This window comes from Streptomyces malachitofuscus (assembly GCF_055571035.1).
In genome coordinates this window covers 75,363-91,180 of record NZ_JBVIGA010000024.1, presented here as the reverse complement: position 1 = coordinate 91,180, position 15,818 = coordinate 75,363, and the positions used below count along the sequence as shown (strand labels likewise).

Here is a 15,818-nt window from a genome sequence, read left to right as displayed (position 1 = left end):
CTCCCGCCTGCCACCAGGGGGCCTGATGGTCAACGACTGTCGGGAGGGGCCGGGTTGCGGGGGGCGTGCGGGCCGCGGGGCGCGGCCGGCGGGGTCTCTCATCCGGCTTTCACCGTCGCCTCATACGGTGGGGGCATGACGCAGGTGACTCCTCCCGGGTGGTACCCCGACCCCGGGCAGACGAATGACGGACCGGCCACCGAGCGCTGGTGGGACGGCGCGGCCTGGACGGGACAGGTCCGGCCGACGGGGTCGGCCGCCGCCTGGGGGCCGCCGGCGCCGGGCACAGCGGCCGGGGCGGCGTTTCCGGCGTACCCGGTGCATCCCGCTCCGCCGCCGCCCGGACGGGGACACCGGGTGCGGTACGGGATAGCCGTGGCGGTGGCCGTCGCCGTCCTGGCGAGCATCGGTGTGGGTGTGTACGCGCTGACGGACGACGGCGGAGGCGGGGGCACCACGACCTCGCAGGGGCCGGGCGGGCGGGACGACGGGCCGGACGGCGACTCCGGCGACTCCGGCGGCTCCGGCGGCGAGGAACCGGAGCGGGACGGCTCCGAGGCGCCGCGGGTCGAGAGCGGATCGGTGACCGACGCGCTGAGCGGGATCAGCCTGCCGGTCCCGGAGGGCTGGTACGGCCAGGAACTCCAGGTGGGTGCTGCGGTGACGTCGAAGGACGAGTACGACTGTCCCGGCAACACCTCCAAGAAGTGCACCAAGGGCGGCGCGTACTCGGCGCCCGCCCTGGCCCTCGGCGTCCGCGGCTCCACCGCCGAGGAGGTCGCCAAGGCGGACATCGCCGCCAACGCCGAGGAGAGCTACGGCAAGGACTCCTACGGGAAGATCACCTCGCACGACGTGCTCGCGTCCAAGGCGGTGACGGTGGCCGGGCAGAAGGGTTACCTGGTGCGCTGGAAGGCGGTCACCAGCAAGGGCTCCGACGGGTACGTGCAGTCGCTCGCCTTCCCGTCCCCCGCCCAGCCGAAGCAGATCGTCGTCGTCCGCCTCGGGGTCGACACCGACCAGACGCAGGACGTCCTCGACGAGATCACCGAGGGCATCGAGGTGTCGTCGGGCGGCGGCCGGGGGCAGGACGTCTGACGTCCGCGTATGACGGCCGGGTGGGCCACCCCTCCGCTCAAGAGGTGTCCCACCCGGCCGGGGTGAGCGCCGCCCCCGTCCCCACGGTGCGGCGCGGTCAGGTCGCCGTCCGGTCGGCCCGGTCACGGCGGCCTGCGTCTCATTCGAGGCCGAGTGCCGGCAGTACGGCGGCCTCCACGAACCGGAGCAGATAGTCCGGGTCCGCGTTGCACCCGTCCAGCATGGGCCGCACCCGCAGCACGCCGAAGATCTGCGCCGGGATGTACTCGAGCGCCGGGTTCCCGGCGTCCACCTCCCCGCGCTCGACCCCGCGCCGCAGGATCTCCGCCAGCGCCGCGAGCTCCGGGTCGACCAGCGCCTCGCGCAGCGCCCGCGCGAGTTCCTGGTCCTGCAGGACCGCGTGCCCGAGCGCCTGGAGCAGCGTGGCGTCCTTCGGCGACCACTCCCCCGCGCACCGCGCCGCCTCGCGCAGGTCCCCGGCCAGGGTGCCGGTGTCGATCCCCGCGAACCGCGCCTGCCGGCTGGACCGCAGGGCGGCGGCGACGAACTGCGGCTTGGTCCGCCACTGCCGGTAGAGCGTCGACTTGCTGCACCGCGTGCTGGCGGCGATGCCCTCCATGCTCACGGCGTCGTAGCCGCACTCGCGGATCCGGTTCAGCACGGCGTCGAAGAACTCCCGCTCACGCTCCGGCGTGATCTTGGAGCGGCGCGAGGTTCCGACCGGCCCCGGTCGGTCCGCGTCCTGCGACGTCATCGGCTCGGCTCCCTGCTCCCGAAGTGTGTCCCGCATCTGTCGATACGCCAGTGTACCGGTACGCCACCGTATCGGTACGTCGTCGTATCGGTACACTTGCGTATCGGTACGGTGGCGTACCGATGAGAGTCGGTGCCCCCGCGCACCGATGAGCTGGGCCCGGTCCCCGGGTCGACAGTTCAGCCGGCAGCACCACGACAGCACCACCGTCAGCGAAAGGGCCGGGGGATGAATGCCCGCAAGGAGCCTGAACCGGCCGGGTCCGACGCTCCGGCGCGCCCGCCGCTCGTCCGCGAACTCCTTCTGGTGGCGGGCCTCTTCCTCGCGTACAAACTCGGCCGGCAGCCGGCCACGGGCCACACCGGCCGGGCGTACGGCAACGGCCACGACGTGTGGGCCCTGGAGCGCGCGCTGCGCCTGCCCGGCGAGGGCGCGGTGCAGTCCCTGCTGCTGCACGGCGACACCCTCGCGCACCTCGCGAACACCTACTACGCGGCCGTTCACTTCCCGGCCACCGCGGCCTTCCTGGTCTGGCTCCATCTGCGCCGGCCGGCCCACTACGTGTGGGCCCGCCGGGTTCTGGCCACGGTCACCGCGGCCGCGCTCGTGCTGCACCTGGCGTATCCCCTGGCCCCGCCGAGACTGCTCACCGCCACAGGTCTGGTGGACACCGCGCGGCTGTACGGACCCTCGGTGTACGGCCCGCCCGGGACGGACGAGCTGTCGAACCAGTTCGCCGCCATGCCCTCGCTGCACTTCGGGTGGGCGCTGATGGTGGCCGTCGGTCTGATCGTCGTCTCCCGGACGCGGTGGCGGTGGCTGTGGCTGCTGCACCCGATGGTGACCCTGCTGGTGATCGTCGGCACCGCGAACCACTTCTGGCTGGACGCGCTCGTGGCGGCGGCGCTGCTGGGCCTCGCGCTCGCGGTACTGCGCCGGCCACGGCCCGCCACGACCGCGGCCGGGCGGATCCGGGCCCGGCACGTGCCGGCCGAGGACAGCTCGCTCGTGGGGGCGGGCCGGTGAACGCCGTCCTCGTGGCCGTCGTACTGTCCCTCGTCTCCGCCGTCGCCTATGCCGGCGCCGCGGTCGCCCAGGAGCGGCTCGCCGCCCGGAGCGCCGGCACCGGCACTCTGCGGCTGCTGGCCGGCGGGGCCTGGTGGGGGGCGGTCGCGCTGAACGCCTCGGCCGCGCTGCTGCATGTCGTGGCCCTCACGTACGGGCCGCTCACCCTGGTCCAGCCGCTGGGCGCGCTCACCCTCGTCGCCGCGGTGCCCATGGGGGCGCGGTTCGCGGGGCGGGCGGTCAGCGCGGTGGAGTGGCGGGGCACGGCCTTCACCCTCGCCGGTCTGGCGGCCGTTCTCGCGACGGCGTCCGGACCGGCGCCCGACGATGTGCTGAGCGTGCCCGAGGCGCTGGCCGTCGCGGGCGGTTCGGCGACCCTCGTCGGTCTGCTGGCGTGGCCTGGTTCCCGGCCGGGCCTGCGGCACGCGACCGCTTCGGGCGTCGCCTCCGGGGTCGCCTCCGCACTCACCCAGACGGTGACGGTGGCGATGACGGACCGGTCGGGTCCCCTGCTCAGTGCCCAGGTGGTCGGGGTGGCCCTGCTGGTGGCCGCCTTCGCGGCCGGCGGCCTGCTGCTGGCCCAGACCGCCTACCGCGGCGGTCTGGGCGCGCCCCTCGCGGTGGTGACCCTGGCGAACCCGGTGGCGGCGTCCGTGATCGGCCTCTGCCTGCTCGGCGAACGTCTCCGGGGCGGCGCCTCGGGTGCGCTCCTGGCCCTGGCGGGAGCGGCCCTCGCGTCGTGGGGCGTGCTGCTGCTGACCCGCGCGGGCCGCTTCCCGGCGGCGGAGGCGGCGCGGCACGTGGCCCGGTCGGCCGCGGCGGAGCGGGGAAAGGTGCCCGGCCAGGCGGCGCAGGAACGCCTGCCGCGATCTCCTGAGCCCGCCCCGACGCCCTGACCAAGCGCGCCGTGCGTGCGGGTGTCCGGGACGCGTCACGCCTGGTCGGTAATGGCGAGCGCGTCCGTCGGTACGCGCCCGGTGGCGTACCTGGCCCTCACGAACAGGAGCACGGAGGCCGTCGCACAGGCCACGACGAGCCCGTTGAGCCACTTGTACATCCCGGAACCGGGATACGTCGTCCCGTCGTCCAGGACACAGTCGAAGGCCGGCGGCAGATAGACGGCACGGTGTCCGACGAGGTGCTCCACCAGATGGGGCGCGGCGTCGCGGCAGGCGGGCGCGGGGGAGGAATTCGTCCCCGACCGTGACTCGTGGTCGGACAGCTCGACGGCGCCGAGGGCCAGGGCCGCGAGCATGACAGCGGCGGCCGCAAGCATCCCGGCGCCCCAGCGCAGCAGCCGCACACCCCCGTCGGGGCGCCGTCCCGGCGTCACGACGGACACCAGCTTGACGATCACGGCGACGGCCCACACGGGGGCGGCGAGCAAGGCCGCGAAGGCGAGCAGAACGAACATGTCCGGACCTCCTCCCCCGCCGGGCTGGCGTACTGGTGCATGGACGCTCGGGGCAGCCTATCCGTCCGGCTGGATCGCCCGTGTGGCACGCCAGTTGCCCCGGCGCAGGGCCGCTTCGGTGCCGGAGAGATAGACGGCGGTGGCCAGCCACCGCAGTGCGTACCGGTCCTGATCGCCGTCGTCGGGACGGCCGAACGCGTCGCGGCCGCGGTGGGCGGCCACCGTGGCGAGCGCGGTGACCAGTTCCGCGCCCGTGGTGAACCCGCTTTGGCGCAGCGCGGCGACATGTCCGTGGCGGTCGTCGTCGCGCGCGGGTTCGGCGGCGGCCCGGCGCCCGCCCGATACGGCCAGCTCGACCAGCCGGCGGACGCGCCCGAGCGGCGAGTCGGCCACCGGTGCTCCGCCGCAGGGGAAGGGCTCGGGCGGGCGGGAGGGGCCCGGGGGGAAGTGGTCGTCGCGGAGTCGGTCGTAGCCGAGGTCGGCGCGGCCCTGCCAGTCGGCCGGGAGGCGCAGGGTGGCCCCGGAGCCGGGTACGGGGGCGACGGCGAGCGGGCGGAGGGTCGCCGGCCGGTCGTGGTCGAGGCGTCCGACGACCCGGACGTGAAGCCCCGGCCGCGCGCCCAGCCGCCGGAGGTTCGCGGTGTGGAGCAGACGGGGGTGGCTGTGGGCGGGGGCGAGCCGGACCGGCGTGCCGCCACGCTCCGGCAGTACCCGGGCCAGCAGGTCCGCACCGTCCGTGGCGACGATCTCGACGTCGCAGACGGTCAGTGCTCCCGTGTGCCCGGCTCCGTCGGGGGCCGCCGCCGTCCAGGGCCGTCCGGCGGCGAAGGTGGCGCGGACTCCCGGTTCCGGCACCAGACGGCCGTCCGGGGAGACCACCGCGCCGGTGAGGACCAGGCCGCCGCGGGAGAGCCGGAAGTGGTCGCCGAGGAAGGACCGGATCGCGACGTGGGCGGTGCCGGCGCGATGGGCGCGGGCGGGGCCGCCGGGCTTGACGTCGCGGAGGGTGTACCAGCGGCCGTCGCCGTCGACGAAGTGGGTGACCACACCGCCGAGGTCCCCCGGCCCGATCACCGGTTCACGGCAGACGCCGTACAGCCGCAGCGGTCCCTCGGGGCGGTCGTTCCGGCGCACGGTGCCGATCAGGGCCGGGTCGGTGTCGCCGTTCCGCAACCGGTGCGTCACCAGGAGGAGTTCGCACAGTGCCGCGGCCAACGCGGCGAGGGCGCGCTGACCGTGCGGGTCACGCTCGTCACGCAGACGGCGCACCACGTCGAGGGCGGCGGCCTCGGCACGGTGGAGATCCGCGAGGCGGGCCGTGTGGGCGGCACGGAGCAGCTCGGCCTGGAGCACCGCCCCCGCACCGGCGGTTCCGGCGGCCAGTACGGCTGCGGCCGCCGTCCAGAGCCCGGCGGCGGCCTGCGTCTGCCGGGCGGTGGGACCGGCGGGAGCCGCCGCCGGGGCAGGGCCCGGCTCGGGGTCCGGGGCCGCGCGGTGGTCGGCGGCGGACACCGGGCAGGCGGTCAGCACGGCGGCCCGGTGCAGGCAGCGGGGGGCCAAGAGGCACGTGCACACCGCTTGTTCGGCGTGGGTGAGGACGCCGGACGGGCCGGGTGCCAGGGTCACCCACGCGTCGTCGCCGCAGCGGACGCGGACGGTTCCTGCGTCGGCGGTGACGGGCGCGCCGGTCAGGGCCTCGACGGCCGCGTCCAGTCTGCCCCGCAGGCGGGTGGTGAGACCCTCCACCGCGGAGGCGGTCACCTCCGGTGCGGCGGGCGGGAGGGGGACGGAAGGGTTCATCGGCCTGCTCCACGGACGCGTTCGCCCACCCAGCGGGCGAGTGAGAGAGGACTCAGGGCAGCCACCGGCATCCCGGCGGCGACGAGTTGCCCGGCGATGGGCACCGAGTAGCGGGGGACCCCCTGGTCGTCCAGGGCGGCACAGCCCAGCAGGTGGACACCGGAGGCGACCAGGGACCTGACCTCGGTCAGCAGGCCCCCGGTCCCGAACCCTTCCTCGAAGTCGCTGACGACCACCAGCAACGTGCGGTTCGGCACCTTCACCAGGGTGCGGGCGTGGGCGAGACCCGCCGCGATGTGGGTGCCGCCGCCGACCTTCACCTCCAGCAGCAGGGAGAGCGGGTCGTCGATCCGGTGGGTGAGGTCGACGACCCGTGTGCTGAAGGTGAGGAAGTGCGTGGAGAGCATGGGCGTGCCGCCCAGTACGGCGGCGGTCAGGGCCGACCAGATGACCGCGGCCTCCATCGAGGCGGACACGTCGACGAGCAGGATCAGCCGCCAGTCGTTCCGCCGGTTGGCGCGTGTCCTGAACACCGGCCGCTCGGGGACGAGTTCGACCGTGCCGTCCTCCGCGCGGCGGCTGTGGGGCAGGTTCTCCCGCAGGGTGCGGGCCAGGTCGAGCCGGCCGCCGGGACGCCGGGTGGGGCGAGGGGTGTCGAGGCCGGTCAGCGTGGGGCGCAAACGGGTGGCGAGTTCGCGGGTGAGTTCCTCGACGAGCCGTGCGACGAGCGGCCGCAGGTGCGCGATCCGCTGCTCGGGCATGCCCTGAGCGAGGGTCAGCACGGCGGACAGCAGTTCCACGGACGGACGCACCGAGGCCGGGTCGAGGTGGGCGATGACGTCCGTACGGCCGTGCGCGGCGGCGCGTCCCAGGACCTCCTCCCGGATGTCGGGGCCGAAGAGCGCCTCGAGTTCCTCGGCCCAGTGCCGGACGGTGGGGTAGCCGGGGGCCTCCTGGCCACCGGTGAGCCGGTCCGTGTCGCCGCCCCAGGCCGCGGCCGCTTCCGCCGCCTCGCCAGAGCCGCTGCTCGCGCCCTGGCCGCCGTCATGGACGCCGTGGACGTGCCCGCCGTCCTGACCGCCACGGCCGTTCCGGCCTTCGTGGCCGTCCCGGCCCTCATGGCCGTCGTTGCCCTCATGGCCGTCGTCGCCGAACAGTTCGTCGAGGGCTCGGGCGTAAGGCGCCAGGTCCGGGGGGAGTGCGGACCTTTCCCGGCCGAGCAGCAGCCGCCACCGGTCGGCGGGGCGGATCCGTCGGGTCCCGTGTTCCGCCCCGCTGCCGGACACCGGCCGGCCCTTCGCGGGCACCGTTCCTGCGGGAGCGGGCGGGTCGACGCCGGGGGAACTCACCAGCTCCGCCAGACCCACCTCCCTCAGCAGTGCGAGCCCGGCGTCGTCGGCCTCGGCCCACCGGCCGATCAGTGCGGCGGGCGCGCCGAGCCGCAGGCCGGGACGGTCACCGAGGCGTCCGGTCACGGCCGTCAGCAGCCGCCCTCTCCCTTCCGCGGTGAGCGTCCGGAAGCCGCCGCGCAGGGAGGCGAGCCGGTCGAGGAAGGCGCGGTCGCCCATCGTCTCGACGCGCTCCAGCAGCGGGTCCAGGGCCGTGGGCACGGACTCGATCAGTGGTGCGGCGGCGATGAGCACTCCGGTGAGCCTGCGCTCCAGCCGGTGCCGCGACTCCGGTCCGGTCGCCGAGTCGACCCAGCCCGCCAGCCTTCCGCCCAGCAGGCCGGAGCTGTCGAGGTCGAGCAGCACCCGCGCGGCGAGGGCCGCTCCCTGCACAAGGGGCGAACCGGTGCGGGCGAGGTCGTACAACTCGCCGTCCAGGCGCAGGCCGAGCCGGTCCTCGCCGCTGCGCACCGCCAGGGTCACGAGGGCGACGGCGTCCTCCTGGTCGTCGCTGCCGGCCAGCCCGGGAAGGGCGCGGACCGCTGCCTCCAGGAGGGTGCCGCACAGAGCCGCCGCCCGGGCGCGGATCCGCTCCGTGGTGCCGGGCAGATGTGCGCGGCTCAGCGACTCCGACAGGTCCAGGGCGTCCAGCAGTTCAGGGAGAGTGGCCGCGGACGGGAGCACCCGTGCGGACTCGGTGAGGGCTTCCCCGACCAGGTCCGGCAGGGCGCACCGGGCCGCGGCCCCGAGGAGAGCGATCACCCGGGCGGAGGTGACTCCGTCGGAGTCGCACGCCCGGCGATGGTTCTCCCGGAGCATGCCGTCGGCCGCCTGGGCGGCGGTGACGCCTCTGCCGCCCGCCAGGTCGAGCCGGGCGGCGACCGAGGGCGTCCAGGCGGCCTGCCAGCGGGTGGTGAGGGCGCTCCCCTCCCCCGCGGCGGACACCGCGGTCGGCTCCGCGTAGCCCACCCCGCACGCCTTGAGCCGCTGGAGCAGGATCTCGCGCCGGGAGTCGAGGGGGGACCGCAGGGGCGACAGCCGGATCTCCCGCCGGGCGGGGCTGTGCGGCCCGGGCAGCCGCAGTGAGGCCAGCTCCGCCTCCACCCAGGGGCCGAGGCCGGAACGGGGCGTGCCGGGGGCGAGCCGGCCGCGTCCGGTGCCGACCAGCACCGGTTCCAGGGCTCGTTCGAGGGGGTTTCCGTGCCCCAGTACGGACGTCACCGCCTCCCTCAGTTCGCGTCGGCCGGGTGCGGGAAGACCGCGCAGGCTGCCCAGGTCACAGGCCAGCCGCAGGGCCTCGATCGCCTCGCCCGTGCCCGCGGGGTGGCCGGAGGCGCGGATCTCCCGGCAGATCTCGGTGACGAGACGGGCGGCGGCATCGCGTATCCGGTCCGGGTCGCCCTCGGCGTCGAGCACGGCCTGCTGCCATCCGGGGTCGCGGATTCCGGACGGGTAGCCGGACCGTGGGTCCAGCTGGGCGAAGGCGTACGGCACGAGCGAGGTGACGGCCGTCCGGCGGGGCCCGCCGGCGTCGGCGGCGGGCCCCGGGTCCGCGTCGGTCAGGGCGGGGGCGTGGAAGGCGCCGGTCACCGCTGCCACCCGGCGCTTGCCGAACCCTGCGACCACCCGGCGCATGTGTGCCTCACGGACCAGATCGACGTCCGCGATCGCGCCCCGTGCCCGCCGGTCCTGCCGCAGCGCCCAGCCGAAGCCGAGCGCGGCCCGGCGCAGGTTCTCCGGGGTGCTGCCGGGAGCCCGCGCCTCCACGGTGCGGTCCCACAGGTCGTCCGTGTCGGGTCCGGGCCCTTCCCCGCCGGGCGCCGGGCCGGCCGGCCACCCGGGGTCGGCCAGGGGAAGATCACAGCAGACCACCTCCGCGCCGCGCTCCCGTGCCCAGCGGATCGCCGCCAGCTCCGGCGAGAAGTCGGCGAGGGGGTGGACGTGCAGCCGCCCGTCCTCGTAGGCACCGGTGAGTGCCACGGGCGCGCTGGTGCGCGGGTCGGAGAGGTACGGCAGCCACGGCTGGAACTCGGCGGGCAGTTCGACGCAGACGACCTCGGCGTCGGCGGCGTCCAGCAGCCGGGGTACGGCGCCGGCCAGTGCGGGACTGTGGTGCCGTACGCCGATCAGGTACGGCCGGGTGCGGGCCGCCAGTGCGGCCACGTGGGCGGCCGGTGCTTCTCTTGTGGTCATGGGTCCAGGTGAGCGGTGGTGCGGGGACGGCCGTACGCGACGGCCGTCCCCCTTTGTCCCGGTGAACTCAGCGGCGGCGCTTCCGCGGTCGCGGTACCTCCAGTTCCGTCGGCTGCGGCTCGTCCCCGTCCTGGATCCGCTGCCACGCGTCGCGGTAGAGACCCGCGACCGGACGGAAGGGCACCACGACGCCCAGCGCGGGGTCCTGGCCTTCGGCCAGGTCGTACAGGGGCAGTTTCCAACTCTCCAAGGGGAGATGCGGGTTGGTGAGCTGGGTCCAGGCTCCGGGCAGGAACAGGGAGCGTCCGGCCTTGGAGCGGCTGCCCTCGATGACCAGGTCGGTGGCGGCCAGTTCGGCGCGGGCGGCCCGCAGCCGGGCCGTTCCGCCGCGCTGCTTGCCCCAGCCGGTCCAGCGTGCGGTGTTGCGGTCGGTGGGGTCGGGCATGGCGAGCAGCATCAAGTAGAGGACGGCGGCGTCCTCACCGATGCCGTACCGCTTGGCCACCTCCGTGACCAGGTCGGGTACGGAACGGGCGGGGTCCTGCGGCCACCACACGCCCTCCGCGTCCCGCTCCCCCGCGACCGGGTTGCCCGGGTCGGCGAGCAGTTCGGCGAACGCCCGGTCGTGGAGCAGGCGCAGCACGGTCTGTACGACGGACGGCCGTTGCCCGGGGAACAGCGCCGCCATGTACGGGTCGTTCCCGGCCGGGTCGAGCAGGGCGGTCCGGAGTGCGGCGTAGGGCGAGGAGCTCCCGGTGCCCAGCACGACGGCGCCGTGGCGTTCGAAGCCGTCGCCGGTCTCCGTGGGGTCGCCGGCGGCCAGGCGGTACGCCTCCGCGTCGATCGTCCCGTCGAGTCCGACCAGCAGTTCCGGATGCGCCAGCCGGGCGCGTATCGCGGTGAGAACGCCGGGCAGGACGGCGCGGACCGGGTCGCCTGCCGGGAGCCGGTGGGCGAGCCACGCGGCCAGCGGTACGGCTCCCTTCAGGGTTTCGCCGTCGAAGCCGGGTGTGCCTTCGACCGCTTCGGGACGGTAGCGGCCGGGCGTCCAGGTCAGGTCCCGGGTCAGCCGGGGCTCGGTCCGCAGGTCGACGAAGCCGTACAGGGCGGGGACCGGGGCCCATCCCCGTGGCACCACGGTGCGGGCGGCGTCGTGGACCACCTCCTCGGGGACGGGGGTGCGCCGGCCCAGCCGCTCGTTCCAGATCGCGGCCGCGCGGGCGGCGTCGGGGCCGTCCGTCCACAGCCGGGACGGGTCGTCGGGCAGCAGGGCCGCCACGACGGCCTGCCGGACGCGGGGGTCGACGTCCTTCAGCTCGTCCTTGGCCACGCGCGCGTCGGCCGTCTTCACGCCGATCGTTTTCAGTGTCGCGGCGGGAACCGGTTCGCGCTTGTCGTCGATCCTGGGCATGCCCGCGACGATCAGGCGGGCCATGGTCGGGGTGACTCCGGTGAGCCGTGCGAACTCCTCGGCCGCCGCCGGGAACCAGGGGGCCGGTCCGCGCGCGGCGAGTTCGGCGCGGAGCCTCGCGGCCCAGCCGGCCGGGCGCGTCGGCTCGGGGACGAACGGCCGCGTGGCGAGCACCGTGTAGGGCGCGGGCGCCGTGAAACGGCCGGACGGGTCGTGGAAGAGGGCTCCGTAGTGCCGGCCCGTGGGCTCGTCCACGTCCCCCTCCGCCAGGAAGAAGTACGGCCTGTCGGGGACCAGCAGGAACGCCCCGCCGCCGAGGTCGAGGACGGTGGCTTCCGCGTATCCCTTGATGGCGTCGGGCCCTTCGAACAGGCTCGGGTCCAGGCGCAGCCGGACACACCGCCAGTGGCCGGGGTCCAGGTCGGTGAGACCCTGTGCGTCGAACTCCTCGAGGAACGCCCGCAGCGCGTCCCGGTGTTCCTCCACGGTGGCCTCGGACGCGGCCCTCAGGGCCACGATCGCGGGCAGTGTCGGCAGGGCCACGGCGTCCAGTTTCTCCAGTGACCGCTGCTTCGCCTGGTCCACGTGGGTCCGGCCGGCGGGGACCGGCTCGGGCAGGCCCCGGATCGACTCGCCGATCAGGCGCGGCAGTTCGTAGAGGAAACGGTCGGACCTGTAGTAGGTGGGACGCCAGCCGCGGCCGGTCACGCCGACGCCGTTCACCGCCGCCTCGAGCAGTTCGTCCCCCGGCTCGGGCCGCGGCTTGTCGGGGACGACTCCGGCGATCGCGGCGTCCAGCCGGGCGCGCGCCGCGTCCAGGGTGCGCTGCTGCTCCGCGGCGAACCGCACCACGCCGGTGATGCCCGCCCGCAGCGCCTCGTGGCTGACCTGCGGCAGCAAGGTGCGCACCAGGGCGGGCAGCCGCTCCGCGCCCTGTTCGGTCGCCGGCTCGGACTCGTCCCCGGTGTCGCGCGGTGCCTCCTCCACGGCCGCGGCGAGCAGTGCCGCCGCGGTGTCGTCACCGATCCGGCGGAGCGCCGCGGAGCCCTGCGGGTCGCGGGGCTGGAGCAGGTGCCAGTGGGACAGGGGCGGCATCAGGGGGGTGCCCGCCGAGAAGGGGCCGGCGACGTGTCCGTCGGCGACCTCGGCGACCACCTCGCCGTCGGGGCCGAGCAGCAGGGCGCGGGTACCGGTCCACCGCAGGACGCTCACGACCCGGTCGGTGCCGGGGAACACCAGGGCGTGCGCCAGGCTCCCGCCCATGCGGGGCGGCACGAGGGCCGTGCGGCCGCCGAGGTCCTCTCCCCGCTGCGAGCCGTCGGGCAGCGTGATCACCCGCCAGCCGAGCAGTCCGTCCACCGGGGCGCACACCGGGCCCGGCACGGCGGCGGGGGCGGGCAGCAGCCACCCGGAGTGGAGGGTGCTGCCCTCCGGGGCGGCGCTCAGCCCGTCACGGAGCCAGTCCGGCGCGCCGGGCGCACCCTCCGTGCCACTGACCGGGTCGTACGGGCGCCAGTTGCTCTGCGTTCGGTCGGCCCAGTTGTCGGTCCACAGCCAGTACGACGTGCCGTCGCTGATCACCCGCCGCCTCCCCGGCACGTGGGTGTCTCCCCGCCGCAGCACGCCCTGGCCGGCGGTCCGGCCACCGCCGGGCAGCGGGAGGGAGGCGTAGGGCATGCCGTTCCCCCCGTTCCTTCCGTCCGCCCGGGAGGCGTGGGAGTGGCGGACGTCGCCGTCGAGCGCCGTCGGTGACGAGGCACCCGTGTCGGGGTGGTACCAGTAGCCGTACGGCTCGTCCGCGGACCTGTCGTACCACGAGACGAGCAGGGCGCCGTCCACGTAGCGGGCGTCGCAGCGGTCGCGTTCCGCCGTGTCCGGGAGGCGCAGCCGGTGGCTGAGGACCGTGCCCTCCGCGCCGATCACCCGGGCGTGTCCGTCGCGGAGCACGATCAGGTGCGGCCAGGCCTCGGCCACGTACGTCGTCCGCGCCGTCTCGGCGGGATCGGCCGAGCCGATCGCCTCGTCCCAGGCGGGCCAGCCCAGTTCGTCGAGTATCCCGGTGCGCAGGGTGCGGGCGAGGCCCCCGGCCATGCCGGTGCCCAGGGCCTGTCGCACGTCCTTCTCGGCGACCGCGAGGATCTCGCCCGGCAGCCACCCCAGCGTCTCGAACGGACCGTCGTACCGGGTGAATCCGCCCAGGTCGCTGGTGACGTACCGGCGGCTGACCTCGGCCACCCACTCGGCGAGCATCGGGCGCCCGCCGGGCGACTCGGCGAGCCTGGCCAGGGTGGGTCCGTCGTTGCCCTGGCGCCCGTTGGTGGGGCAGCCGCGCCGGAAGGCCTCGCGGAAGCGGGCGTCGGCCTCCAGGGCGACGAGGTCGCGCCGCTCGTCGCGGCCCGCCCAGTCGCGGAGGCCGAGCCTCGCGTCCCCCTCGGGGTCGGCGACCGGGATGCGCAGGGCGAGAAGCTGGTCGAGGAGGTCGATGTCGCCGACGGGCGGCCGCAATGTACCGCCGGAGCCGGTCAGTTCGGTGCGCAGGGCGTCGGCCATGCGGTCGACGAGCGGGTACAGCTCCGGCGGCGCGAGGTGGCGGCTGTCGGTGCGGCACAGTGCGAGGAATCTGCGCGTCCAGCCGGCCGTGCCGTCGGGCGAGCGCTCTTCGGCGGGCAGCGTGGCGTCACACAGCCCGGCGGTGACTCCGGTCTCCTCCAGAAGGCCGATCCACAGCCCCAGCTCCTCGTGCTCCCACCCCGAGGGCAGCAGCGCCAACAGGGCCCCGCGGGCGGCGGGTTCACGCCGGGTCAGTTCCTCCAGGGCGGCGCGGTGGGCCTTCCACCAGCCGACGGGTGCCTTGGCGGTGCCGGGCAGTGCCAGCATCTCGCGCAGATAGGCCGTCTCCTCGGCGAGCGCGTTCCTGCCCGCGACCGCCTTCGCCAGTCTGCGCAGGTCGGCCGCGGCCGGGCTGGACGGCGGGAGTCCGTGCGCCGCGAGCCGGAGGAAGAGGCCGCGCAGATGCCGGAACGCCGTCGCGGCGGGGACGCGCGCCGGGAGGCCCTTGGCGTAGCTGGAGAGCACCTTGGTCGGCACGGCGTCGGCGAGGGCGAACTCCAGGAACACCGCGTCCATGCGGGCCTCGTCGAACGGCAGTCCGTGCGCCGTTTCGGCCTTGCGTGCGTTGACGAACATCATGGACGCGTAGGACCGCTCACCGGCCGCGAGGAAGACCCGTCCCGCCTGCTCGTAGAAGGTCGGCAGGAAGTGCGGTACGGAACCGGCGAGGCGTTCGCCGATCGCTTCGTAGGCGGCGCGGGCCCGCTTCGGCCGGGACCGCACCGTCCGGGCCACCTTGTCCATCTCCTCGACCAGGGACATGGCCAGGTGTCCGTCCGAGGGGTGACGGGTCAGGACCCAGTCGGGGAAGCCCAGGGCCCGGTGCTGCCCGACGCCGACCTCCACCGGCTCGCCCTCGGGCACGAGTCCGAGGAAACCGGTGTCCGTGTCCCCGGTCCCGTCCTCGGCGGTCAGACGTACGACGACCCGGCCGTCCAGGCCCGGATGGCGGTAGGCCCGGGTGTACAGGGGCACGGCCCGCTCGCCGCCGCCGACGGTGCCCGGCGGCAGCACCGCGCCGGCGCGCAGCAGCTCCTCCACCTCCGCCGGCTCCCCGTCCTGTGTCGTCCCGTCGCTCATGCTCGTGCTGCCTTTCGTGGGTGTGCGTGCCGTCGTGCCGTTCACCGCGAGCCCTCCGTGCCCGTGCTGCGGCCGGCGTGCAGGGCGGCGGCCATGCGCATGCCTTCGGACCAGGCCACGGGGCCGACGTCGGTCAGCGGAAGGCGGCCGTGTCCGTCCGCGTCGCCCCAGGTCAGGTAGCCGGTCCAGGCCTTGTCCTCGGTGTAGGGGTCGCTCATGCCGACCGAGGCGGTGACGATGCGTCCGGCGTCCCGGATCCGGTCGACGACCGAGCTGCCGGCGATCTTGTACCCGAGAGAGGTGGCGCGGGCGGAGAGGTGGAACCACGAGCGGTACTCGGCGTCGGCGAACTCGGTGACCTTGGTGGCCCCGGGGGCGATCTCCTCGGGCTTGCGCCAGGTGGCACGGTGGAGCTGCTCGACACCCTGGACCACGCCCAACTCGGCGGCGAAAGCACGGAGCTCCTCCAGGTCGGGGAGGAGCACCGGATGCGGCATGGTCACCGTGGTGGGGTTCAGGCGGACGGTCTCGCCGTCCAGGTTCACCACCCGCAGTTCGCCCGCGTCACCGGCGTCGCGCAGGAAGCCGACCTCGTCGGGGCCGTCACCGACAACAACGATGTCACGCAGCGCCGTCTGCCACGCCTCGTCGGGCCAGACCCGGGCCAGCAGACCGGTCGGCACCGGCAGCGAGGACACCATCCAGGTGGTGACCTGTGCCGCGCACTCCGCCGCGTGGCGGTCCAGCCACTCGGCGAACCGCTGGAGTTCGACCACCTCGGGCCGGTCCCGTATCTCCGTCGGCAGGCTCTTCTGCTGCTTCCCCTCCTGCCCGGCCGGAGCGCCCGGCGTCGCCTGCCGGGCCACCACCCGCCCGTCCACCAGAGCGACCTCGTACCTTCCGCCCGCTGCCAGCCAACCCATGGGTCCTTCGCCTCTTCCAGCACTCGTCTGCGCGCACAGCGCGTCCGACGCGCCATTCGGCGCGCCCTGCTGTGACGTTGGG

General features: G+C 75.2%; 9 protein-coding genes. 3 read left to right on the top strand and 6 right to left on the bottom strand.

Annotated elements, in window-relative coordinates:
- The first annotated feature begins 135 nt into the window (after positions 1–135).
- Entirely contained in the window at positions 136–1,098 is a 963-nt protein-coding gene (locus ACZ44S_RS29905; protein ID WP_466934342.1) for a DUF2510 domain-containing protein, read from the top strand.
- A gap of 139 nt (positions 1,099–1,237) precedes the next feature.
- Here the strand turns inward: ACZ44S_RS29905 and ACZ44S_RS29900 are convergent, their stop codons facing one another.
- A complete protein-coding gene (locus ACZ44S_RS29900) occupies positions 1,238–1,852 on the bottom strand; it encodes a TetR/AcrR family transcriptional regulator (RefSeq protein ID WP_466934340.1) in 615 nt (204 codons plus the stop codon).
- A 228-nt stretch (positions 1,853–2,080) separates the two neighbouring features.
- Between ACZ44S_RS29900 and ACZ44S_RS29895 the strand changes: the two genes are divergently transcribed.
- Entirely contained in the window at positions 2,081–2,878 is a 798-nt protein-coding gene (locus tag ACZ44S_RS29895) for a phosphatase PAP2 family protein (RefSeq protein WP_466934339.1), read from the top strand.
- Complete coding sequence (locus ACZ44S_RS29890; protein WP_466934338.1) at positions 2,875–3,813, top strand: DMT family protein; 939 nt, start codon at positions 2,875–2,877, stop codon at positions 3,811–3,813. Before ACZ44S_RS29895 ends, ACZ44S_RS29890 begins: the two co-directional genes overlap by 4 nt.
- Positions 3,814–3,848: 35 nt before the next feature.
- On the opposite strand, the gene ACZ44S_RS29885 is transcribed toward ACZ44S_RS29890, so the two are convergent.
- The 5 genes from ACZ44S_RS29885 to ACZ44S_RS29865 all read right to left on the bottom strand — a co-directional run bounded on the left by ACZ44S_RS29885 (position 3,849) and on the right by ACZ44S_RS29865 (position 15,736).
- Positions 3,849–4,331, bottom strand: coding sequence for a hypothetical protein (locus ACZ44S_RS29885; protein WP_466934336.1), 483 nt, complete (start codon positions 4,329–4,331; stop codon positions 3,849–3,851).
- A 57-nt stretch (positions 4,332–4,388) separates the two neighbouring features.
- The gene (locus tag ACZ44S_RS29880) at positions 4,389–6,131 is read right to left on the bottom strand and encodes a hypothetical protein (protein ID WP_466934335.1); all 1,743 of its coding nucleotides are present in this window, start codon (positions 6,129–6,131) and stop codon (positions 4,389–4,391) included.
- The gene (locus ACZ44S_RS29875; RefSeq protein WP_466934333.1) at positions 6,128–9,712 is read right to left on the bottom strand and encodes a DUF5682 family protein; all 3,585 of its coding nucleotides are present in this window, start codon (positions 9,710–9,712) and stop codon (positions 6,128–6,130) included. Before ACZ44S_RS29875 ends, ACZ44S_RS29880 begins: the two co-directional genes overlap by 4 nt.
- A gap of 67 nt (positions 9,713–9,779) precedes the next feature.
- The gene (locus ACZ44S_RS29870) at positions 9,780–14,813 is read right to left on the bottom strand and encodes a DNA-binding protein (protein WP_466934331.1); all 5,034 of its coding nucleotides are present in this window, start codon (positions 14,811–14,813) and stop codon (positions 9,780–9,782) included.
- Between the two features lie 41 nt (positions 14,814–14,854).
- Entirely contained in the window at positions 14,855–15,736 is an 882-nt protein-coding gene (locus tag ACZ44S_RS29865) for a DUF4132 domain-containing protein (protein ID WP_466934329.1), read from the bottom strand.
- Between the last annotated feature and the right edge of the window lie 82 nt (positions 15,737–15,818).

What these genes read in the sequence shown, in the direction of transcription:
- ACZ44S_RS29905 (WP_466934342.1), top strand. Translation starts at nt 136, where the DNA reads ATGACGCAGGTGACTCCTCCCGGGTGGTACCCCGACCCCGGGCAGACG.
- ACZ44S_RS29900 (WP_466934340.1), bottom strand. Translation starts at nt 1,852, where the DNA reads ATGACGTCGCAGGACGCGGACCGACCGGGGCCGGTCGGAACCTCGCGC.
- ACZ44S_RS29895 (WP_466934339.1), top strand. Translation starts at nt 2,081, where the DNA reads ATGAATGCCCGCAAGGAGCCTGAACCGGCCGGGTCCGACGCTCCGGCG.
- ACZ44S_RS29885 (WP_466934336.1), bottom strand. Translation starts at nt 4,331, where the DNA reads ATGTTCGTTCTGCTCGCCTTCGCGGCCTTGCTCGCCGCCCCCGTGTGG.
- ACZ44S_RS29880 (WP_466934335.1), bottom strand. Translation starts at nt 6,131, where the DNA reads ATGAACCCTTCCGTCCCCCTCCCGCCCGCCGCACCGGAGGTGACCGCC.
- ACZ44S_RS29875 (WP_466934333.1), bottom strand. Translation starts at nt 9,712, where the DNA reads ATGACCACAAGAGAAGCACCGGCCGCCCACGTGGCCGCACTGGCGGCC.
- ACZ44S_RS29870 (WP_466934331.1), bottom strand. Translation starts at nt 14,813, where the DNA reads ATGAGCGACGGGACGACACAGGACGGGGAGCCGGCGGAGGTGGAGGAG.
- ACZ44S_RS29865 (WP_466934329.1), bottom strand. Translation starts at nt 15,736, where the DNA reads ATGGGTTGGCTGGCAGCGGGCGGAAGGTACGAGGTCGCTCTGGTGGAC.